Annotated in this window: 16 protein-coding genes and 1 tRNA gene; 16 read left to right on the top strand and 1 reads right to left on the bottom strand. The window is 58.7% G+C overall.

Features of this window, described 5'->3' with window-relative positions; genetic code table 11:
• Positions 1–106 precede the first annotated feature (106 nt).
• From INF32_RS11290 to INF32_RS11215, 16 genes are all read left to right on the top strand, one after another.
• Positions 107–1558 carry an NfeD family protein gene (locus INF32_RS11290; protein ID WP_226388506.1) on the top strand — a complete coding sequence of 484 codons (1452 nt, stop codon included), beginning with the start codon at positions 107–109 and terminating at the stop codon, positions 1556–1558.
• A 39-nt stretch (positions 1559–1597) separates the two neighbouring features.
• Entirely contained in the window at positions 1598–2623 is a 1026-nt protein-coding gene (locus INF32_RS11285; RefSeq protein ID WP_226388505.1) for an FAD:protein FMN transferase, read from the top strand.
• Positions 2624–2626: 3 nt separating this feature from the next.
• Positions 2627–3532, top strand: coding sequence for a YegS/Rv2252/BmrU family lipid kinase (locus INF32_RS11280; protein ID WP_226388504.1), 906 nt, complete (start codon positions 2627–2629; stop codon positions 3530–3532).
• Between the two features lie 116 nt (positions 3533–3648).
• Complete coding sequence (locus INF32_RS11275) at positions 3649–4344, top strand: 4Fe-4S dicluster domain-containing protein (protein WP_226388503.1); 696 nt, start codon at positions 3649–3651, stop codon at positions 4342–4344.
• A gap of 3 nt (positions 4345–4347) precedes the next feature.
• Complete coding sequence (locus tag INF32_RS11270) at positions 4348–5415, top strand: heterodisulfide reductase-related iron-sulfur binding cluster (protein ID WP_226388502.1); 1068 nt, start codon at positions 4348–4350, stop codon at positions 5413–5415.
• The gene (locus tag INF32_RS11265) at positions 5337–6425 is read left to right on the top strand and encodes an FAD-dependent oxidoreductase (RefSeq protein ID WP_226388653.1); all 1089 of its coding nucleotides are present in this window, start codon (positions 5337–5339) and stop codon (positions 6423–6425) included. The genes INF32_RS11270 and INF32_RS11265 overlap by 79 nt, the downstream gene beginning before the upstream one ends.
• Positions 6422–6751: a 4Fe-4S dicluster domain-containing protein gene (locus tag INF32_RS11260; protein ID WP_226388501.1), complete on the top strand. Its 330-nt coding sequence runs from the start codon at positions 6422–6424 to the stop codon at positions 6749–6751. Before INF32_RS11265 ends, INF32_RS11260 begins: the two co-directional genes overlap by 4 nt.
• A 1-nt stretch (position 6752) precedes the next feature.
• Positions 6753–8546, top strand: coding sequence for a heterodisulfide reductase-related iron-sulfur binding cluster (locus tag INF32_RS11255; protein WP_226388500.1), 1794 nt, complete (start codon positions 6753–6755; stop codon positions 8544–8546).
• 172 nt (positions 8547–8718) lie between these two features.
• Positions 8719–8791: transfer RNA gene (locus tag INF32_RS11250), tRNA-Met, on the top strand.
• Between the two features lie 472 nt (positions 8792–9263).
• Positions 9264–9512: an HNH endonuclease gene (locus tag INF32_RS12135; RefSeq protein ID WP_226388652.1), complete on the top strand. Its 249-nt coding sequence runs from the start codon at positions 9264–9266 to the stop codon at positions 9510–9512.
• A gap of 352 nt (positions 9513–9864) precedes the next feature.
• A complete protein-coding gene (locus INF32_RS11240; protein WP_226388499.1) occupies positions 9865–10425 on the top strand; it encodes an RNA polymerase sigma factor in 561 nt (186 codons plus the stop codon).
• A 136-nt stretch (positions 10426–10561) separates the two neighbouring features.
• Positions 10562–11707 (top strand): FecR family protein, encoded by a 1146-nt coding sequence (locus tag INF32_RS11235; RefSeq protein ID WP_226388498.1) that lies wholly within the window; start codon positions 10562–10564, stop codon positions 11705–11707.
• Positions 11708–11801: 94 nt separating this feature from the next.
• Entirely contained in the window at positions 11802–15392 is a 3591-nt protein-coding gene (locus tag INF32_RS11230; RefSeq protein WP_226388497.1) for a SusC/RagA family TonB-linked outer membrane protein, read from the top strand.
• A gap of 13 nt (positions 15393–15405) precedes the next feature.
• Complete coding sequence (locus INF32_RS11225) at positions 15406–17010, top strand: RagB/SusD family nutrient uptake outer membrane protein (RefSeq protein ID WP_226388496.1); 1605 nt, start codon at positions 15406–15408, stop codon at positions 17008–17010.
• 25 nt (positions 17011–17035) lie between these two features.
• Positions 17036–17956, top strand: coding sequence for a hypothetical protein (locus tag INF32_RS11220; RefSeq protein ID WP_226388495.1), 921 nt, complete (start codon positions 17036–17038; stop codon positions 17954–17956).
• Between the two features lie 87 nt (positions 17957–18043).
• Positions 18044–20671 (top strand): zinc-dependent metalloprotease, encoded by a 2628-nt coding sequence (locus tag INF32_RS11215; protein WP_226388494.1) that lies wholly within the window; start codon positions 18044–18046, stop codon positions 20669–20671.
• A 97-nt stretch (positions 20672–20768) separates the two neighbouring features.
• Here INF32_RS11215 and INF32_RS11210 read toward each other — a convergent pair whose 3' ends face one another.
• Positions 20769–22061: a S41 family peptidase gene (locus tag INF32_RS11210; RefSeq protein ID WP_226388493.1), complete on the bottom strand. Its 1293-nt coding sequence runs from the start codon at positions 22059–22061 to the stop codon at positions 20769–20771.
• Between the last annotated feature and the right edge of the window lie 139 nt (positions 22062–22200).

Below are 22200 nucleotides of genomic sequence, written 5' to 3'. Positions count from 1 at the left end.
CCGAATGCCACCAAAGCGTTGTGCAAAGGTATATTATTTTTGACAACCAACCAATTTATTATCAAATTTTTTATCTTTGCCGGAGTTCCCCCTCAAAAACATCCCCATGCATCCGACGATCCGACCGATACTCCTCTCGCTGCTCTGCCTGGCGGGCGGCATCCTTTGCAGGGCGGCTTCCGACACGACTGTCCGGACCGTGCCGGCCGATACGACCCTCCGGGAGGGCGCCGCACCGGAAAAAGTGTACGTTTTCCCGATCCACGGCCAGATCATGCCGTCGGCCGTGCGCCTGACGGAGAAGTGCCTGAAGGAGGCCGAGGCGTGGGGTGCCTGCCGGGTGGTGATCGACCTGAACACCTACGGAGGCGTGATGGATGCGGCCGACACCATCCGCACGCGTATCCTGAACTATCCCCTTCCCGTCTACGTATTCATCAACAATCAGGCCGCGAGCGCCGGAGCGCTGATCGCACTGGCCGCCGATTCGGTCTACATGCGCGAAGGGGCGAGCATCGGGGCGGCCACGGTGGTGGACGGACAGGGAAACGCGGTTCCCGACAAATACCAGAGCTTCATGCGGAGCATGATGCGCTCCACGGCCGAGGCCCACGGCAAAGTGGCCGAAATCCACGGCGGAGACACCGTATGGCGGTGGCGGCGGGACCCGCACATCGCCGAGGCGATGGTCGATCCGGGGATCGTGGTACCGGGACTGGACGACTCGTCCAAAGTGGTGACGCTCACCACGGAAGAGGCTATCCGATGGGGATTCTGCGAAGGGAAGGCCTCGTCGGTGAGGGAGGTGCTCCTCCGGGCCGGGACGGACGATCCCGAAATCAGGGAGTACCATCCCACAGGCATGGACTCCCTTCTGGATTTTCTGACCAACCCCGCTTTCCAGGGCGTGATGATCATGCTCATCGTCGGAGGCATTTATTTCGAACTCCAGACCCCGGGCATTGGCTTTCCGCTCGCGGCGGCCGTCTGTGGCGCCCTGCTCTATTTCGCCCCCCTCTATGCGGAAGGGCTGGCCGCCAACTGGGAGCTGCTGCTCTTTCTGGCGGGCATCGTGCTGCTCGCACTGGAAATCTTCGTCACGCCCGGTTTCGGTGTGCTGGGCATCGTGGGGATCATCGCCCTGGTACTGGGACTCGCCTTCGCGGCGATCGACACCGACCTGCTCCGCTACATTCCCTCGGGACAGCTCTCCGCAGGCTATGTGGTGCGGCCCGTGGCCGTGACGATCGTCAGCGCCACCCTCTCGCTCGTGCTCTCCATCTGGCTGGGACGCCGTTTCCTCACCGGCCATTCGCGCCTGCGGGAGCGGGTCGTGCTCACCTCCAGTCTCGGGGAAGCGTACGTGTCGCGGGTGACGGACCGCCGTCTGGTGGGCAGCAGGGGCGTGGTGACCGCCGTGCTGAAACCGACAGGCCGGATCCGGATCGGCGACCGGCTCTACGAAGCCGCGGCCGAAAACGGACTGTTCATCCCGAAGGACACCGAAGTGGAGGTGGTGCGCGACGAGGGCGGCATACTTTATTGCCGCACATTGTAAAGTTTTGTTATCTTTGTTCCCGATTCAAACCCCACGACCATGCACAAAGGGAGCAAGAAACTCGCATACACGCTTTCAGCCCTGTTCGCAGGCGCCGTATTCGGGAGCGGCTGCGTCCGTACGGGCGACACCGTCACCACGATCGACGGCTTCGCCCAGGGCTCGACCTACCATATCGTCGTCAAGAGCGACCGCCAGCGCCCCGAGATACAGCAGGCGATCGACTCCCTGCTTGGGGTGATCGACCGCTCGGTGTCCCTGTTCAACGACAGTTCCCTGCTCAACCGCATCAACCGGGGGGAGACCGACTCCGTGGACGCGCATATCGCCTACTGCGTGGAGACGGCGGAAAAGATCAGCCGGGAATCGGACGGCATGTACGACATCACGATCAAACCGATCTTCGAAGCGTGGGGATTCACGGGCCGGGAGTGCGACGGCGACCCGGATATCGACTCCCTGTTGCGGTATGTGGGCCACGAAAAGATCCGGATCGAAAACGGACGGCTGGTGCGGACCATGCCCGGCGTGCAGATCGACCTGAGCTCCATCGCGCAGGGCTATTCGGCCGACATGCTGGCCCGCCTGCTGGAAGAGCACGGAATCGAAGAGTATCTGGTGGAGATCGGCGGCGAGATATTCTGCCGGGGAACCAATCCTTCGGGCACCGACTGGAGGGTCGGCATCGACAAACCCGAGGAAGGGAACTTCACCCCCGGGGCCGACATGCAGGTAAAACTCAGCCTGACGGGACTGGGACTGGCCACCTCGGGCAACTACCGGAAATACCACACCGACTCGAAAGGACGCAAGATCGTCCATACGATCAATCCCAAAACCGGATACAGCGAGATCAGCAACCTGCTCTCGGCCACGGTGATCGCCGAAAACGCCACGCTGGCCGACGCCTACGGCACCCTGATGATGGTGATCGGCCTCGACCGCTCGATCGAGCTGCTGAACCGCCACCCCGAACTGATGGGATACCTGGTTTACACGGACGACGCAGGCCGTTTCGAGACCTACGTTTCGCCCGCCCTCGAACGACACATCATCCGGGATTGAGCGATGAGACGGGTGAAATTCGTATACAACCCCGCCTCGGGGGAGAACATGGTGACCGAACGGCTGGACGACATCATCGCCGTATACCAGCGCAAGGGCTATTCGATCGTACCCTACCGGCTCACGTTCGAAGGGAATCCCGACCAGGAGATCGCGGGCGACCTCGACTTCAGCTACCACCATATCCTGATCGCCGGCGGAGACGGCACGGTGAACTACGTAGTCAACCTGCTCAAAAGCAGGAAGATCGACCTTCCGATCGCCATGCTGCCCACCGGAACGGCCAACGACTTCGCCTCGATGCTCGACATTCCCCAGGATGTCGGCCAGGCCTGCCGCCGCCTGCTGAGCGGGGAGATCCGCCGCATCGACCTGGGAAGGGCCAACGGGCTCTACTTCGTGAACGTGTTCAGCTGCGGCCTCTTCACCGACGTATCGCAGCGTACGCCCACGATCCTGAAAAACACCTTCGGCAAGCTGGCCTACTACGTGGGGGGGATCGGAGAGCTCTCCAAACTCCGCAAAATGCACATCCGCATCACGACCGACGGCGGCGACTTCTCGGGCAGTTCGCTCATCTTCTTCGTCTTCAACGGCAAGACGGCCGGACAGCTCCGCCTCGCCTACCTGTCGGAACCGGACGACGGACTGCTCGACGTGCTGATCGTCAAGGGCGACAATCCGCTGGAAACCGTGCGGACGGTCTTCCAATATATGGCCATGTCCCGTTCGCGGCCGGCGAGCACCTACCCTTCCGGCATCGTGCACATCCGGTGCAGCCGCCTGAGTGCCGAATCGGTCACGCCGGAGACCACCGACATCGACGGCCAGCCCGGTCCCGCCTTCCCGCTGGAGATCACCTGCGAGAAGGGCGCCCTGCGCGTACTCTGCCCTAAAGCCGGAAAATAGGCCGGAAAATACGCATTTATACCCACCGAAAATAGGCATAACCGCCACTCCGCACCCTAATTATTGGTAATAAATTTGTTACGCAAATTCAGAACCGATAAAGAGGAGCGTTGTCCATGGGTAAATATTTCGACATGCTGATGCAGGACGTGCGGATGAAAGAGGGCCTCACGGCCTGCATGAACTGCGGGGTCTGCACGGGAGTCTGCCCGGCCGCCGAATTCTACGACTACGACCCGCGCCAGATCGTCAGCACCGTCCAGACCCGGGACGACGACGCGATCGAGGCGCTGCTCAAGGGCGACACGATCTGGTACTGCGGCGAATGCATGTCCTGCCGTCCGCGCTGCCCGCGGGGCAATACGCCCGGCTACGTCATCCAGTCGCTGCGCACCCTGTCGCAGAAGCTGGGTTTCTTCGTCGAGTCGGAAAAGGGACGCCAGCAGCTCGCCCTCAAACGCACGATCGGCGAAAGCATCCTCACCACGGGTTTCTGCGTACACCCCAGGCTGGTCAATCCGGCCATGCACCCGGAACAGGGACCGGTGTGGGAGTGGATCTACGAACACGATCAGGAGGTGTACGAACAGTTCACCCCCGTTTACCGGCGGGAGGGCGAAGGAGCCCTGCGCCGGATCGACGACAAGTCCATGGAAGAGCTGCGGAGCATCTTCGAAGTGACGGGAGGCAGGGCCTTCTTCGACCACATCGAGGAGTGTTCCGAGCGGAAGGCCCGGGAGATGGGCTATCCTTCGGCGGACGACGACTATTTCAACCATGTTTACACCGCCAACAGCGGGGAACACCACTGAGCCATGAGAAACAGCTGGACGGAATACCAGAAGGAGATCGCGGACGACGACTATTTCTACGTGCGCAGCTGCATCCGGCAGAACTTTTTCCCCGGATCGGAAGCCGCATTCCTCAACATCATGCGCAACGACCTGAACCGGAACGTGAAGGAGGAGGCGATCCACACCTCCTGCACGGGCATCGGCTACCACTCGGACATCGTGCCGCTGGAGACCATCATGACGGTGATCGCCCGCCAGTTTTCGCTGATGACCGAGGCGGGATACGAGAACTTCATCTCTTCGTGCATCACCTCGTTCGGCATCTACAACGAAGCGATGGAGATGTGGCACGAGTTTCCCGAAACCGAGGAGCGCGCCCGCGAGCACCTCTACAAAGCCACGGGGCGGGAGTTCAAAAAACCGAAAAGCATCGCGCACACCTCGGACATCGTCTTCCACCACCGGGAGGAGATCGCCCGCAAGGCCCGCCACAAACTGGTGAACGCCGAAACGGGCCGCCCCCTGCGCGTAGTCGAGCACATCGGCTGCCACTACGCCAAGATATTCCCGAAAACAGGCTTCGGCGGTTCGGAATTCCCCTACGTGCTGGCCGGCATGATCGAATCGTGGGGCGGTGAGGTGATCGACTACCCCGAACGGCGGCACTGCTGCGGCTTCGGATTCCGCAACTACCTGGTGCAGGCCAACCGCGGATATTCGGTGGCCAACTCCCAGAAGAAATTCGAGTCGATGGCCCCCTACAAACCCGACTTCATCGTGGCCAACTGCCCGGGGTGCGCCATGTTCCTCGACAAGTGGCAGTACACCATCGCCGAGATGGAGGGCACGGTCTACGGACAGGACGGGCAGGGTATCCCCGTGCTCACCTACGAGGAGATGGCCGGGCTCGTGCTGGGCTACGATCCGTGGGAACTGGGCATGCAGATGCACCAAGTGAACGTGGAGCCCCTGCTCGACAAAATGGGTATCCGCTACGACCCGGCGGCCAAATACCTCGGCAAAAACGGAAAGTTCATCGGCCAGCCCGCCGATGCGCTCGTCAACAACAGTTCGCACATACAGTTATGAGTCATAAAGTGATCGTCATCGGCGGAGGCATCGCCGGCATGCAGACCGCCGTATCGCTGGCGGAGCGGGGATTCAGCCCGCTGCTGCTCGAAAAGTCGGAACGCACGGGCGGAAAGCTGACGGGCTGGCACCGGCTCTTTCCCACCTTCACCCCCGCGTCCGAGGTACTCGGGGAGCTCTCGGCCCGGCTGGAACGTTCGGGCGCCGAAGTGCGCACGAACACCGAAGTGAGTCGGATCGGGGAACGGGGCGTGGAACTGGCCGACGGCACCCGGCTGGAGGCCGACGCCGTGGTGGTCTGTTCGGGTTTCGACCTGTTCAATGCCCGGCTCAAGGAGGAGTACGGCTACGGCATCTACCCGAACGTCTACACTTCGGCCGACCTCGAAGCGATGTTCAACGAGGGACGGGTGCTCACCGCCGAAGGCCGGAAGCCCCAGCGGATCGCCCTCCTCCACTGCGTGGGTTCGCGGGACGAGAAGGTCGGACAGCGCCACTGTTCGCGCGTGTGCTGCATCACGGGGGTCAAACAGGCCATCGAACTGAAAAGGCTCTACCCCGCGGCCGAGGTCTACAACTTCTACATGGACATCCGCATGTTCGGTCCCGGCTACGAGGAGATGTACCGCCAGGCCCAGCAGGAGTACGGCATCCGTTTCGTGCGCGGCCGTATCTCGGAGGCGGGCGAGACCATCGACCACCGGGTGCAGATCAAAGCCGAAGACACGCTGGTGGGACGTCCGCTGAAGATGACCGTCGACATGCTGATCCTGCTTATAGGCATGAAACCGGGGGCGGGCAACGTCCGTTTCGCGGAGAGCCCCGCCGTGGAGCTGGCGCCGAGCGGCTTCGTCCGTCCGCAGGACTCGTTCCTGCGCAACGTCTGCTCCGGGGCGCCGAACATCTTCTACGCAGGCACGGTCACCGCGCCGAAGAACGTGGGCGAAAGCCTCAACGAAGCGATCACCGCCGCCGACCGGGTGGCCCGATACCTCTCCGGACGGCCATGATACAGTGGGGATTCAACATCAACCAGCCGAGAGCGATCAACCTCGACAAGAACGATCTGCTGGCGGCCGACCGCATCCGGGAACAGATGCCGGAGCTGGAGGCCTGCATCGCCTGCGGCAGCTGCACGGCCACCTGCACGGCGGGCAACCTGACCTCGTTCAACTTCCGCAGGGTACACACCCTCGTACGGAGGGGCGAATACAAGGGGGCCTACGAAGAGATGAACAAATGCATGCTCTGCGGCAAATGCCGGCTGGTCTGCCCGAGGGGCATCAACACCCGGGGCGTGGTGCTGCTCATCAAACGCGAATTGGGAGACTACTGAGATGAGATATTACGACCATTTCGTTCTGCCTTTCACCATCGGGGTCGCCGTACTTTTCGCGGTCGTGATCTACAAATACGTCCGCTGGCTGATACGCCTCCCGGCCGGGGACCGGAAGCTCCTTCGGCGGGGCATCCTCACCGCCAGGACCTTCGGGGCCGTGGGCGAAGTCTTTTCGGAGTCGCTGCTCCACCGCCGCATCTTCTGGATCAATCCCGTGCTGGGCTACATGCACATGAGCCTGGCGTTCGGCTGGTTCCTGCTCATCACGGTCGGATGGCTCGAAACGTCGGCCCATCTGGGCGGGGAGTTCGCACCGCTGCACACCCACATTTTCTTCAAATACTTCTTCAGCGACGCCGGATCGGACGGTGTGTTCCCCTTCCTGATGGATCTGTTGCTGCTGTTCGTCCTCTCGGGCGTGGCGCTGGCCTGGGGCAAGCGGATGCGCTCGAAGATGATGGGCATGCGCCGCACCACGAAACACACCCCCGGCGACCGGATCGCCCTCTCGGCCCTGTGGCTTATCTTCCCCGCACGGCTCGCGGCCGAAAGCGTCACCGGCGGCCTGCACCACAGCGGAAGTTTCCTCACGGGCAGTATCGGCCGGGCCCTGGCGTCGGTCCTCACCCCGGAACAGCTCGCGGCCGCAGAACCCGTGGCGTGGTGGTTCTACTCCATCGTGCTCGGGGTCTTCTTCGTGGCGATGCCCTTCTCGCGCTACATGCACATCTTTACGGAGATTCCACTGATCTTCCTGCGCCGCTACGGGGTGAAAAGCGAAGCGAAGGAGAAAAGTTTCGACCGTTTCCAGCTCGAAGCCTGTTCCCGGTGCGGCATCTGCATCGACCCCTGCCAGCTGCAACGGGATGCGGGGATCGACAACGTGCAGTCGGTCTACTTCCTGCGTGACCGCCGATACGGGCACCTGACGCAGGCGGTGGCAGACAACTGCCTGATGTGCGGGCGCTGCGAGACGAAATGTCCGGTGGGAATCGAACTCAACACGCTGCGCCTCAACAGCCGTGAAAAATTCCGCAACACTCCGGCCGACAACCGCTATGCCTACCTGGCCGGAACGGACCGCTCGTCGGGCACGGGGAAAACGGGGTACTTCGCGGGCTGCATGACCCTCCTCACACCCCGCATCCTGCAGGCGATGGACCGCATTTTCGAGGCCGCCGGAGAAGAGGTCTGGCGGGCCGACCGCGACGGGGGAGTCTGCTGCGGCCGCCCCCTGAAACTCTCCGGAGAGGTGGATGCGGCAGCAAAGATAATGGAATACAACCGCGAACTTTTCTACAAACACGGTATTACCATGCTGGTCACCTCCTGCCCGATCTGCCTCAAGGTGTTCCGGGAAGACTACGACCTGCCGGGCATCGAGGTCCTTCACCACTCCCAGTACATCGAACGGCTGATCGAAAGCGGACGGCTGCACGTAGAGGCCGGATCGCAGCTGTTCACCTACCACGATCCTTGCGAACTGGGGCGCGGCTGCGGCATCTACGACGAACCCCGCGCCGTGATCGCCGCGGTAGGACGGCTGACGGAACCGGAGGAGACCCGGGAAGGGGCTCTCTGCTGCGGCAGCAGCGTGGCGAACACGGCCATCGACGACGCCGGACAGGAAAAAATCGGCCGGGCCCTGACCGCTACGCTGGAATCGACCGGGGCTGATGCGGTGGTGACCGCCTGTCCTCTCTGCAAAAAAGCGATCGCACGCAATGCCTCGCGCCCGGTGTACGACCTGTCGGAGATCGTTTCCGCCTCGCTCTCCCGCCCCACGGCATAGCCGGCACAAAAAAATATCTTCGCGGAACGCACTGAATACAAGAGAACCACGAATCCGGAAACGACACAGACCGGACACATTCCGAAAAAATATTTTGGAAATACGAAAAAAAGCGTTACTTTTGTAATCCCTTTGAGGGAAGAACTGAATTACAGTCAGTAATACATCATACCGCGGGGTGGAGCAGTTGGCAGCTCGTTGGGCTCATAACCCAAAGGTCGGAGGTTCGAGTCCTCCCCCCGCTACTAAGAGTCCGAACAATCGGACTCTTTTTCTATTGCATAATATCCAAACCTAAGTTTCGAAATTTCTGAATCCGAATCGCCATGGAAGACGAGAAACCCTGGATCGACGATGTCATAACGGCCTTACTCCTGCTCGGAGGCGAAGGATCTCTCCCTGATATATACAGATCGGTTGCAAGCATACGGGACGTTTCACTCAAAAAAAACTGGAAAGCTTCCGTTCGCAGAACCATTGAACAGCACTCTTCCGATTCTGATGCTTTTACCGGACAAGCAGACCTATTCTATTCCGCCCGGGGAATCGGAAACGGCCGATGGGGATTTCGAAAATACCTAACGGACAGGTCTTTCATCCAGGAAGAGAGCGAAGAAACAGACCATGCCCAAAGACGCATCGGCACCTATGCCCAAATCATAAGACGTATAAAGATCATAAAAGACTTAAAAACACCTCCACGACAACAAATGCCAACTGTGCGGCACACGTTTGGAAATCGCACATCGTGTTTATTATTCGGAAGGACATCACATAAAACCTCTCGGAAAGCCTTACGATGGTCCCGACACTGAAGCAAACATTCTGATCGTATGTCCAAATTGCCATGTATTATGTGACAATCGGGCGATTAGGCTCCCCGACAGTCTACACACAAAAGGGAGAATCGGCAAGGAATTTATCGATTTTCACAACGAATTACACAACAAAAAGAACCGGCAATAAACATCCTTTCAAATCGATCTACAATTCCATGCGTATTTCACACAAAGCCCTCTCTTCCGAATTCTCCCCTATATATATCCTTTTGGAACGGTCGGCCATATCCATCTGAAATATCCCGATTCATCGGACGGAAGATCCGTCACTCTGCCCTCCGGCGGGCAATGCCGGCCCAGCCGCTTTCCCAACCGAATTTCTTCATGCCGGACAGGACAAGATAGCGGACGACCCGCTCCGGATTTTCCGCTTCCGATCCTCCGACGGAGGAGGGAATACGTTTGTTGCCCGTTTTTTGCATATCGCCCGTACGGGACAGGAAATATCCGGGTAATTCGTATATTTGTAACCGATACCGATGGAATCGCCGATGGACATATTCCCCATATCCGGCCTGAACGACAAGGACAAAGGAGCCTGGAAGGTTCTTTTCGACCATTACTATCCGGCCTTGTGCAACTATGTCCAGCACATGCTCGGCGACGGGGAGAGCGCCAAGGACATCGTCCAGGAGATTTTCGTGAACATCTGGAAGTCCGACCGACGGTTCGTGAACGAACGCGAACTGACCCGATACCTGTACCGGGCGTGTTACAACAACACGCTGATCTTCCTGCGCAACAACAATATCCGCAACGGCATCCTCGAAAAAATCGGAGCCGAACAGTCCGCATCGACCGAAGAGCTCTATGCGGTCACCCTCCGCGAGGAGGTACTCCGCCAACTGTACGTCCACATCAACAACCTCTCCCCGGAACAGCGGAAAGTCATCCTGCTCAGCATCGAAGGCTACTCGTGGGAGGAGATCGCCCAAAAACTGGAGGTCAGCGTCAACACCGTCAAAACCCACCGCAGCCGGGCTTTCAAATACCTCCGGTCGAAAATGCGCAACAAAATGTATCTGTTGCTGCTCTGGTAACGCGCCGGCAGAAGCCGGACGGTGTTTCATTCTTAACATTTCCGTAAAATTTCGTCCGAAACGCATTTTTTTCACCTCCGATGTCATTTAAAAAACGGAGTTATGTATTATATAAATTGCCATAACCCCGCTTACAATGAATGAACGATTTTTCGACGACGCGGAACTGCTGCGGAAATCCCTGACGGGGAAACTCTCCCCGAAGGAAGAGGCACGCCTGAACGAAATGCTCGGCGACCCGGCCCTGAAAAAGGTGTACGGAGAACTGCACGAGAAAAAATTCCTCGACAGGGAGTGGGACCGCTATGCCGCCTTCTCCCCCCGGGAAGGGTATCTCGCTTTCGAAAACCGGCTCCTGAAGGAGCGGCTCCGCCGGACAGTCCGATGGACTTCGGCCGCCGCCGTCCTGCTGGTCGGCCTCGTCTCCTCCGCGCTGTTGCTGCTCACGGGCGAACCCCGGCAGGAACTCTCCCGCGCCGAAATCATACCGCCAGGATCTCCCAAAGCCACGCTGACGCTGGCCGACGGCAGCCGCGTGGACATCACGCCCGAACAGCCGACCGCCCTGCAGAAAGACGGGGTGAACATTCTCTCGGAGGGAGGCACCCTCTCCTATTCGGTCGAGGAGCCGACACAGAGCACCGTATACCATGAACTGAAAATTCCCGCCGGCGGAGAGTTCCACTTCGTGCTGGGCGACGGCACGCAGGTGTGGCTGAACGCCGGGACGATCCTCCGATATCCGGCCGGCATGACCGGAAAGGAGCGCAGGCTCTATCTCTGCGGCGAAGCCTATTTCGATGTCAAGAAAGACGGGCGTCGTTTTCTGGTCGACACGGAAGCCGGAACGATCGAAGTACTCGGAACGGAGTTCGGAGTGACGGGATATGCCGACGAAGACCGCCTCACCACCACCCTGTTGACGGGAAAGATACGGTTCACCACCCGCAACGGCGATTCGATCCACCTCTCGCCCGGCGAACAGATCGTCACACTGAACGACGGCCGGACCCTGAAACAGCAGGTGAACGTCGAGGAGTTCGTGGGCTGGAAAGACGGTCTCTACGTCTTCCGGGAAAAACCGCTGAAAGAGATCATGAACACGTTCGAACGCTGGTACAACGTTTCGGTCGTATATGCCGACGAGGCGATCGGAGAGAGGCGTTTCACGGGGAACGTCCGCCGGTACGACAACATCAACGTGTTCCTGGAGGCTCTGAGCGCCACCCGCGAAGTGGGCTACCGGATCGAGGGATCGACCATCGAACTGACGACCATATAACCGACAGCCGGCAGGCATTCCACTTCCGGCCGGCCGTCACCTTCCACATAATTATCTTAACCAACACTTACATGTAATGATGAAACGTTTACTTATGGAACGGAAATGCCGAAGGACTTTTTCCGGCCTCGTGAGGATGGGAACGGCGGTTCTGCTGTTCATGTGCGTCAATCTCTCCGCGGCACACGCCCAGTCGGCCAAACAGGTGACCCTGAACATGCAGGACGTGCCGCTCGAAAAGGTCATCGAAGAGATCAAAAAACAGACGGGCCAGAACTTCCTCTACACCGCCGCCCTCTTCCAGGGAGTGCAGCCGGTGAGCGTAAGGGCCACGGACGAAAACTGGGAAACGGTGCTCGAACGGGTACTCACCCAGAAAAGTTTCACCTACAACATCAAAAACGGCATCGTCGTCATTACCAAACGCCCCTACCGGACTCCGTCGCAGACCCCGCTCATGGCGGTCAAGGGCAAGGTGGTCGATACGAAAGGGCAGCCCATTCCGGGCGCGACCCTCTTTTCCCAGGAGACGTACCGCGGCACCACGGCCGACAACGCCGGCAATTTCGTCCTCTTCCTGCCCAAGGACGCCACCATGTTCCAGGCATCGTTCGTGGGCATGCTGACCCAGTACGTCAAGATCGAACCGGGCAAGGAGGAGTACCGCATCGTACTGAAGGAGAACATCGGGGAGATCGACGACGTGGTGGTGACCGGCTACCAGACGATCAACCGCGCCGACATGGTGGGTTCCTACTCCAAGGTCAAGGCGGACGACATCAAGATCGGGGCCTACTCCACCATCGACAAGATGCTCCAGGGCCAGATCGCCGGAATGACCGTACTCAACACGAGCAACCGGGTGGGAAGCTCCACGTCGATCGAGATCCGGGGCACTTCCACCTTTCTCGGCAACTCCTCGCCCCTGTGGGTCGTGGACGGCATCATCCAGCCCGAGCCGCTCAACCTGGAGGGAAACGCCTCGCTGATGAGCGAGCTGCGCACCATCATCGGCAACCAGGTGTCGTGGCTCAACCCCGCCGACATCGAAAGCATCACCGTCCTCAAGGACGCTTCGGCCACGGCCATCTACGGATCGAGAGCTTCGAACGGCGTGATCGTCATCACCACCAAAAAGGCCACCACCGACCGGGTGAGCGTCAACTACAACGGAAGCGTCTCGATCACCAACCGCCCCAACTACGGTATGTTCAACATGATGAACTCGCAGGAGCGCATGCAGATCACCGACGAGGCGATCAACAGCGGCACCAGGTACCAGTTCGAGCCCATCAAGCAGTGGAACACCTACGAAGGCATCATCAAGATGATGAACGAGGGGGAGATCTCGGAAGCGGAATACATCGCCCGCAGAAGGGAGCTCGAAACGGGCAACACCGACTGGCTCAAGCTCCTGACCCGCCGGGCCGTATCGCACAACCATAACGTCAGCGTATCGGGCGGAACCACCAAAAACAATTACCGGGTTTCGCTCAGCTACACGAAGGAGAACGGCCAGGAGATCGGCAACGACAACGAACGCTACTCCGCCAACGTGGCGCTGACCAATACGCTGCACAAAAACGTACGGCTCAGCGCCTACATGAACGGGAGCGTCAGCAACACCTCGACGTTCACCGGTGTGAACCCGTTCAATTACGCCATCTCCACCAGCCGCGCCATTCCCGCCTACGAAAGCGACGGGTCCCTGGCCTTCTACAACGCCCGCGGCTCATACCGGCTCAACGACCAACGGGACCACTTCGGCTACAACGTCATCAACGAACGGGACAACAGCGGCGCGAACACGGAACGCAAGGACTACTCCTTCTCCCTCGACCTGGAGTGGAAAATCGCCCCCTGGCTCACCTACCAGCTGCAGGGCGGCATGTCGATCAGCGATCTGAATGCCGAAAGCTACTACCTGGAAAAGACCAATTACATCGCCAAAGAGTTCCGGGGATACGACTACAACGAATTCGGACCGGGAACGGACGAGTTCAGGGCGGCCATACTGCCCTACGGAGGCCAGCTCTATACCAACAGCGTGTCGCAGCGCAGCTACAACGCCACCAACATGCTGAAATTCTCCAAAACGTTCAAGGCGGACCACCGGCTGAACGCCATGCTCGGCTTCGAGCTCCGTTCGACCACGGAAAAGGCCATTTCCAACACGGTATGGGGCTACACGCCCGACCGGGGCAACAAACTGGCCATGCCCACCCCGTTGGATGAACTGGTACCCATCGGAAACGGACAGATACCCTCGGACTGGGGAGTTTTCAACGACCTCTATTCGAACCTGAATCCGTCCTGGGGTTACAAACCGAACGTCACCAATTTCGTCTCCTACTTCGCCACCGTAGCCTATTCGTTCAAGAACCGCTACGTGCTGAACGCCAACATCCGCAACGACATGTCCAACCGGTTCGGACAGAACGTGAACAAGCGTTTCGACCCCAACTATTCGTTCGGACTGTCGTGGGACGCAGCCCAGGAGCCCTGGATCAGGAACAACGCCAAATGGGTGGACATGCTCCGCCTGCGCGCCACCTACGGCATCCAAGGCAACGCCCTGACCAACCGCAGCAACGAACTGATCCTCGAATACGGCACGGTCGACAACCTCTACCAGCAATTCACCAACACGATCTACCAGCTGCCCAACTACAACCTCTCCTGGGAGAAGACCACGACCTGGAACCTCGGTCTGGACATGGGGCTTTTCCGCGCGGTCAACGTGATCCTCGAGTACTATTCGAGGGAGTCGAACGCCATCGTAACGCGCGACATTCCCTATCTGTACGGCCTGTCCACGATGGACGTGAACGGCGGCATCATCAAGAACCGGGGCGTCGAAGCCACGGTGGAGTTCTTTCCCATCAACAAGAAGGACCTGTGGCTGATGGTCCGGCTGAACGCCTCGCGCAACTTCAACAAGGCGGGCGATCCGGTTTCGACCCCCACGCTCTACGAATTCCTCAACGGCAGCAGCAGCAAGATTCTTAAGGCGGGCTATCCCGTCTCCGGATTCTGGTCGTTCTCCTACGCAGGTCTGAGCCATGAGGACGGACATCCTCTGTTCAACCTGATCGACAAAGAGACGGACGTAAATATGGACCCCACGGAATTCCTCGTCTATTCCGGCCAGAGCACTCCCAACTTCACCGGAGGACTCCAGATCGACTTCCGTTACAAATCGGTCCTTTTCAGCAGCAACTTCTCCCTCCTGCTGGGAGCCAAAAAGCGTCTGCCCTCCCCCTACGACGGCTTCTCGGATCAGGGACAGATGCCCTCTCCGGAAGTCAACCTGAGCCGCGACCTGCTCAACCGGTGGAAAAAGCCGGGCGACGAGGCGCATACCGACATTCCGGGCTTCATCACCGGCAGCGAATACCGGTACACGCTGCCGAACACCAATATTATGCCCTGGATGCAGATGTGGAACTACTCCGACCTGCGGGTCGTGAACGGCTCGTTCCTGCGCTGCCAGCAGTTGATGCTGACCTGGCAGATGAAGGACGACTGGTGCAAGAAGCTGGGCCTCCAGCGATTCCAGGCCAGCTTCAGCGTGGCCAATCCCTTCGTGATCGCCAGCAAGCGCTTCGACGGATTCGACCCGGAGCTCCCCGGCCAGCAAGTCCGGGCCCGCATCTTCACCTTCGGTCTGAATATCGGATTCTAAAAAACACAAAGACATGAAAATCAATCTCAAAATAACGACCTTTTTGTTCACGCTGGGACTCTGCACCTCCTGCGGCGATTTCCTGGAGCCCCAGTCGCAGCAGTATTTCGTCCCGCAAGACGTGCAGAGCATCGACGACATGCTGCTGGGAACCGCCTATCCCCGGCCCACCGAACTCTACACCGACATCACCGCCATGCTGAACCTGCTGGACGACGACATCACCTTCACCATGCAGCCGGGAAGCGTCTACTCTTTCGACCTCACCTCCATGCGGGCATCCCTGGCCATCTATTCCTGGCAGCCCGACATGTTTACCCAGTACCGGGAGTTCGCAGGGTCCTACGGCGGATATTACCACAATCTGTGGCAGTACCATTACGAACTGATCCTCGGCGCCAATGCCGCGCTCGACTATGTGGACAAAGTGACCGGAAGCGACAACGACAAGAACCGGGTGAAAGCCCAGGCCTACGCTTTACGTGCATTTTATTATTTTAGTTTAGTAAATATTTTCGGGGAGCCGTACAACTACAATCCGGAGGCACCCGGCGTACCGCTGAAAACCGACAGCAACATCGAAGGACTGGATGTCCCCAGAAACAGCGTCCGGGAGGTGTACGAACAGATCGTATCCGACCTGCTGGATTCGGAGAGATATTTCCGGTCGATCCCGGAGTCCGAGCAATACCGCCCCGACTACCGCGTCAGCCTGCCCATGGCGCAGCTGCTCCTGTCCCGGGTCTACCTCTACATGGAAAACTGGAAAGGAGCGGCCGAATATGCCGGAAAAGTGATCCACGACTGGAGCTTCTCACTGCTGGACCTCAATTCGCTGCCGGCTCCCGTCACGCCCGACGCCTCGAACAAAAGGACCTATTACGGAATCATCTCTCCCGATTCGCCCGAAACGATCTGGCTGTACGGGAAAACCACGGACTACTACAACTATGTAGGCAAAACGTTCAACTCCTCGCAGTTCGATTACAGCAACGGAGGACCGAGCGGCATGTATTTCAACGCCACCAAAGAGTTGATCGCATGTTTCGGGGAGAACGACCTGAGAAAGGATTTCTATATTTTCAGGGAAGGCGCCTATCAGAAAGACACCATTTTCCTGGCTTACGGCAAAGCGATTCCGTTCCTGCCCACCAGCACCCTGCCCGAATCGAGCTCTTTCGCCCGGGCCTTCCGGTTGTCGGAAGCCTACCTGAACCTGGCGGAAGCAGCGGCCATGGACCCCGAACTGGACGACCAGACGGCGCTGGACGCTCTGAACGACCTGCTGGAAAAACGGATCAAACAGGGCGAATTCACCCCGCTGTCGCTGTCCGATCTCTCGGGTGACGCCCTGATAGAGAGAATCCGCCGGGAACGCCGGGCCGAATTGTGTTTCGAGAACCACCGCTGGTTCGACCTGCGCCGCTACGGAATGCCGGAGATCACCCACCGGTACCGTAAAACGGATGCTCTGGGCAATTTTACCGGTCCGGCCGTCGTTCAGGTATTGATGAAAAACGACCCGGCCTATACGCTGCCGATCCCCGAAGAGGTATTGGCCAAAAACCGGGGTCTGGTTCAGAACCGGCTGACTTCCGGAAAACAACCCGTAGAGTAACAACCCCATCAACACACGAAAAACCATGAAAAATCGTTTCATATATCTGATACTGGCAGGAGCCGCCCTGCTCACCTCCTGTTACAAGGAGGACCCGATCACGCCGTCCGACGCGCCCATGATCGCCAACCGGTTCGAATTCCCGCAGGGAGACGCCGAATGGGACCGGTTCGCCGAAGAAATACACGACCAATACGGCGTATACCTGATCTACAAGGACATCGACTCCATGGACCTGAACCGGAGCTGGTACTCACTGAACGGCAACAATTCGGGCGAAGGACTGACCGACCAGCAGGCGGAGGCCCACATGAATTTCATGAGAGACCACATTTTCCGGTATCTCAATCCTTCGGCCATAAAAGGGGTCTTCAAGCCGTTCTATTACCTGGTCTACAACTTCTACGGCTATTCCGCGGCCAACTACGGCAACGCGTTCCTGTTGAATTACACCAGCGGAATCGACTTCTGGGTGAGTTCGATTTTAAACGACAACAACCCGACGTTCCCCACCGATCCGGAAAAACTGAAGGAGTACCGGGTCAGGACGCTGATGCAGATTCTCCCGGAGGCCTACAACAAAGGCAAGATCACGGAGCCCGACGGATTCTTCGATCAGTTCGACTTCAAAACGGCGATCGTCACCGGCAGTTATCAGCTGGACGATCCCAACCACTACTGGAAAAGGGGATTCCCCGGAGAGCTCAAGGACGATGCCTATGAATTCAGCGACTATTTTTACGGGACGATCTCCACGTTCACCCCGGCCTATACATACAGGCTCTACCTGTTCCTGTGCATGCGGTACGACCGGGAGGAACTGGAGGCGAAATATCCCGCGGCCAACTATCCGCTGATCCACACCTGCCGGAACATGGTGGCCGATCATCTGAAAAACGCCTACGGAATCGACTTGGAAGCCATCGAGCATGGCCCGCAGGAATAAAGGAAACACAAGTGTCGGATTGCCGGAAAAATTTTCTATTTTTGGCAATCCGACCTTCCGACCGCATTCAAACTTTAACCTTTTTATATGAAAAAATCACTGATTCTGCTGACAGCCCTGCTGGCCGTCGCCTTCCAGCCGGAAGCCTCGGCCCAGCTGTTCGGAAAGAAAAAAGCCGAGGCCAAAACCGAAACGGAGAAAAAAGAGACGCCGAAACCCAGCGCCTACGAAAAGCTGCTGAAAGACGCCACCACGTCCAAAAGCAACTTCATCACCCTGCACAAGGTGAAAGAGAAACTCTATTTCGAAATTCCGATGACGACCCTGGGCCGCGAAATGCTGATGGCCTCCACCCTGACCGAAATCTCGGAACAGGCGTTCGGTACCGTGGGTTACAAGGAGAAAGACCCGCTTCACGTGCAGTTCATTCTGGAAGATTCTCTGGTCCTGCTCAAACAGCTGAACGTAGGGGTCACCGTCGATGCGGACAACTCCGCCCTGAAAGAGGCCATAAGCAAGAATTACGGCAGCTCCATCATTTCCAAGAACAAGATCGAAGCATGGAACAAAGACAGTACGGCCGTAGTGATCGACATGACCGGCATGTTCCTCTCCGACTACAAGCCTTTCAGTTTCCTGGGCAACTACGGCATTCTGAACGTAACGGGAAATTATAAAGGCAACAACTCCATGCTTGGCGAGATCAAGGCTTTCGACGACAACGTGTCGATCAAATCGACCCTCTCCTACGACGTGTCGATCAAGTTCCTTTTTTTCACATTCGTCGAGAATGAACCGGTCACCGCAAAGGTCACGCGGTCGATCCTGCTGCTGCCCGAAAAGAAGATGACGCCCCGCATCGCCGACTCCCGGGTGGGCGTTTTCCCCACGGACAAGCTCCATTTCACCACGAAACGGGACGGTTCGCTCAACTACTCGTTCGCCAACCGCTGGAGGATAGAGCCCTCCGATCCGGAGGCCTACAAGCGCGGGGAGCTGGTGGAACCGGCCAAACCGATCGTGTTCTACATCGACAGCGCCTTCCCGGAAAGCTGGAAAGAGCCCGTCAAGGAGGGAACTCTGAGCTGGAACAAGGCCTTCGAAGCGATCGGATTCAAAAACGCGATCCAGGTGAGGGATTTCCCGAAGGATGATCCGGAATTCGACCCGGACAACCTGAAATACTCCTGCATCCGCTTCCTTCCCTCGACCACCGAAAACGCCATGGGTCCCTCATGGGTAGACCCGACCACCGGCGAAATCATCAATGCCACCGTACTGGTCTATAACGACGTCATCAAACTGACCAACCAGTGGCGCTACGTGCAGACCGCGCAGCTCGACCCGTCGATCCGGACAGGCAAGCTGACCGACGAGAAACTGCGGGAGTCGCTGCAATACGTCATCGCACACGAAGTGGGACACTGCCTCGGCTTCATGCACAACATGGGGGCATCGTCCGCCTTCCCCGTGGATTCGCTCCGCTCGGTGACCTTCACCCAAAAGTACGGAACGACCCCCACGATCATGGACTACGCACGGTTCAACTATGTGGCCCAGCCGCAGGACAAGGGTGTCAACCTGAATCCGCCCGCTCTGGGTATCGGCGACTATTTCCTCGTCAAGTGGAGCTATCAGCCCGTCGAAGGAGCCACTTCGGCCTGGGACGAGAAGGCCACCGTGGAAAGCTGGGTGGATGAAAAGGCCGGCGATCCGCTCTACCGGTACGGCCGCCAGCAGATCTTCGCCCGCTACGACCCGAGCGCCCTCGAAGAGGATCTGGGCGACGACCCGATGAAAGCGGGAGCCTACGGCATCGCCAACCTCAAATACATCCTGGCCAACTACAACGGCTGGGTGAAGAACGACGACGACTTCACCTACCGCGACGAAATCTATTCGCACATCGTCAACCAGTATTACCGCTACATCCGCAATGTGATGTACAACGTGGGCGGTATCTATCTGACCGAAGTGAAGGACGGCACGAAGGGAGACCGTCACCTCTCCGTCCCCAAAGAGGTGCAGAAACAGTCTCTCGCCTGGGTGATGAACGAATACCGCAACGCCGACTGGCTGAACAACCAGGAGCTGCGGAAAAACCTCTCCCTGTCCGTCGACCCGACTACGCTCCTGCGCGACAAAGTGGCCTCCGATCTGAAGAAACTGGTCAAGAATGTCCTGCTTTCGGCCCACATCTCCGACAACCCCTACTCGCTCAAGGAGTTCATGAACGACCTTTACCTGAATGCGTTCGAAAATTCGCTGAAGGGACGCCGGCTCACCGCCGGAGACATGGCGCTGCAAAACTTCCTGGCCACCATGGCCGTCGAACCGTTCGAGGATAAGAAAGGCGGTAGCCTGCTGCTTCTGAACGACCTGGCCTACACTCCCTCGGTAGATGAAATCATCGCGTACGACCTCGATCAGACCGGTTTGGTCAGAAAATACGCCGACCTGCTGCGCCGCGTGGAACAGGAAAAGGGCGAAGGATACGTAGCGGCCCAGATGCGCCTGAACACCTTCGGATACAGCTACGGATTCATGCAGAACGTCAACACGAACAGCATCGACAATTCGAAGCTCTACCTGCTCGACATGGCCTACAAAATCCAGAAACTGGCCTCCTCGAAAGCGGCCACCGCTTCCGGCGACGACAGACTGCACTATCAGGCACTCCTGTTGCAGGTCAACAAAGCGCTGAAAAACAAATAGGACCCGTCGGGTCCGAAAACAGAAAAGGCATCCGTACGGATGCCTTTTCTGTTTCATGCACGCCTTCGGTACCGAGAGTCCCGGCCGTCACCGGACCTCAGTAAACCGCCCTCCGGGCTTCGATCAGGCCCCGTTCGGGCAGGGAAGTTTCCGTCGCCCCTCCCCCGCTCCGGACCGGAACCGATCCCTGCAGGGAGAGAAGGCCGGCCGACGCTGCTTCGCCGCCCGTCAGCCGGGCGAGCGCACGGCGAAGCAGGGGATCGTTCTCCGCGTCGCCCAACGCCCCGATATCGGGACGGTCGTAGGTGGCTTCAGCCAACTCGGGCAGTTCCGGCACGATGCCCGTCTCGTATCCGGAGACCTTGTCCCGGTCGTAGATCCGGACGGTGATCGGATGCACCTCCCATTCGTAGCGGCTGTTGGTGATCTCCACCCCGCCGACGTTCTTTCCCACGGTTGTCTCGCCGATCACGATCAGGTCCTCCCCGTAATAGGGTTTCAGCCCGTGAATGATCAGTTCGCTGGCGGACGCCGTATTCTCCGAAGTGATTACGCACAGGCGCCGCACATCGGCGTTGTACGGCCCGATTTCCCCCTCCGAGAGGAACCGCTCCGCCTCGAAGGCGGCCGGATTCCCGAAACAGCGGTTATATTCCTTATAGACCAGCACCTGTCCCAGCATCTCCCGCCGCGCGATCAGACTGGCCAGCCGGCGGGCTACCGTCAGCTCCCCGCCGCCGTTGTACCGCAGGTCGAGCACCAAATGGGCGATCCCCTGTTCCCGGAAATAGCGGAAAGCATCATCCAGTTCGTTCAGGAAACGGTCTCCCTCCCCGGGCGTGAAATGATTGAAGACGAGGTACCCCGTCCGCGGCGAGGTTTCGAAAACGGCCCGGTACAGCACCGGCGTATCGTAATACTCCCCTTTTTCCAGCGTCACGTCCCTCTTCTGCGGATAGTTGAAACGAAGCGTCACCCGCTGCGCAGCCATCAGCGACGAATAGACCGACCGGCTCATCGGCATGGTCGATGCGTCGATCCCGTTGAAACGGTCTCCCCGCCGGATACCGGCCCTCTCGGCCGGGGAGCCGGGCAGCACATAGAGTATCTGGCAGAACCGTATCCCGTCGCTGCCCGTGAAATAGCGTACCTCGAAACCGAAATCGGTCTTCTTCGTATCGGAGAAGGACTCTCCGCCGCGTGTGGCCGGACCCGCATACTTCAGTGCCGAGAAACGGTCGCCGTAGATGTCGTCGGCCACGGCCACCGAACGGTCGGCCCGGTAGCGGAGCGTTTCGAAATAGCGCTCCGGGCTCATCGAGGGATCGGTGGTTTCGAGGGGAGCCATCTGCGAACTCCACAGGTAGTTCTCCGCAAGAGTCCGATACACCCACCGGTCTATTTTATCGGTGTCCCGGACCACGGATTCGCCCTTCCGGCACCCAGCCAAAGCAAGCAAAGCCGCCGCCGACACCGCGACCCTGCCTATATATATAGCAAAACGTTCCAACCTTTCCGATTTTTAAACC

The sequence above is a fragment of the Gallalistipes aquisgranensis genome (genome assembly GCF_014982715.1).
GTDB classification, from domain to species: Bacteria; Bacteroidota; Bacteroidia; order Bacteroidales; family Rikenellaceae; genus Gallalistipes; species Gallalistipes aquisgranensis.
Note: the sequence above shows the minus strand (reverse complement) of the source record. Positions and strands in the feature narration are given on the sequence as shown.